The sequence below is a fragment of the Alcanivorax sp. HI0044 genome (assembly GCF_001634945.1).
The window spans coordinates 1-1,230 of record NZ_LWEZ01001888.1; the positions used below are offsets into that span (position 1 = coordinate 1).

Below are 1,230 nucleotides of genomic sequence, written 5' to 3' on the forward strand. Positions count from 1 at the left end.
CGGGGCTATTTTGACAAGGATCGCGCCACCCGTGAGGCGGATGCTCTGGCTGAAGATGGCATGGATACCTTCGTGGGCGGTGCCATCGCCTATTCCACACTGGGTTGGTTTGCCGACCCGCTGACCACGCCCATGCTCGAGCGCTCTCGTCCGTCACTGGCGCAATTGCTGATCCACGAACTGGTGCACCGCAAGGTGTATATCAAGGATGACACCCGTTTCAATGAGTCCCTGGCGACCCTGGTCGGCCGGGAAGGGGCAGTGGATTACTTCGCCCATAGTGGTGAGCCGTTATCCGCCGCTTACTGGCAGCAGCGTGAACAGGTGCAGGATGCCTTTATGGCCATTGTGCAGGCGACGCGTGCGGCGCTGAAGGAACTGTATGCGTCAGCGCAGGATGCCGACGCGCTGGCCCGGGAGAAAACCCGTATCCTGCAACAGGCCCGCGACCGTTTTGCCCGTGACAGCCAGGCGCAGCCGGCCCTGAAAGCCTACGCCGGTTTCTTTGATGGGCGATTGAACAATGCCCGTCTTAACGGGGTCAGCGACTATAACGATTATGTGCCGGCCTTTGCCCGCCTGCTGGATCAGTGTCAGCGGGACTGGGGCTGCTTCTGGCAGCAGGTGGACAATTTGGTGGCGCTAACACTGGCTCAACGTACCGATGCCCTGGAGGGGCTTGCATGGAACTGATTCGCACGCCGCAGCCGGAACTGGCGGACCTGTTTGTGAAAACCCTGCGGCGTAATGGCTTTGCTGTCGACCGCCGGGAAGCCGACGGGCAGCACATCATTGAGCTGCAAAACCCGGCGCAGTATGAGCATGCCCACGCCTTGCTGCAGGAATTGATCAACGACCTGCGCCACCAGCAGCATCGCCAGCCGGTGGAGCCGCTAACCGGGCGTCCGCAACCGCTGTTGTCCGGTGGCTGGTTTGCCAGCATGGGCTGGGTGACGCGGGGCATTCTGATTGCCTGTGCGGTGGTGTATCTATCGACCTATGTGATCGGCTACTGTATCTATAATGCCTTCCTGTTTCCCCGGGTGGTGGAAGGGCTGGCCAGTCAGCCCTGGCGGCTGCTGACTCCCATGTTCCTGCACTTTTCCCTGCTGCACATCCTGTTCAACCTGCTGTGGTGGTCTGACCTGGGGCGTCTGATCGAACGGTTGCAGTCTGGCACCCAGCTGGTGCTGGTGACCGTGATTACCTCTGCGGCGTCCAACCTGGCCC

2 protein-coding genes are annotated in these 1,230 nt (G+C 61.0%); both read left to right on the top strand.

Going from position 1 to position 1,230, the window contains the following annotated elements; all coding sequences use genetic code 11:
• Positions 1-693 (top strand): aminopeptidase (locus A3730_RS28205; protein ID WP_063539397.1); only part of this gene is annotated, 693 nt, incomplete at its 5' end.
• Positions 684-1,230, top strand: a 547-nt coding sequence (locus A3730_RS28210; protein WP_063539398.1) for a rhomboid family intramembrane serine protease, incomplete at its 3' end; no start/stop codon positions are given. The genes A3730_RS28205 and A3730_RS28210, both read left to right, overlap by 10 nt.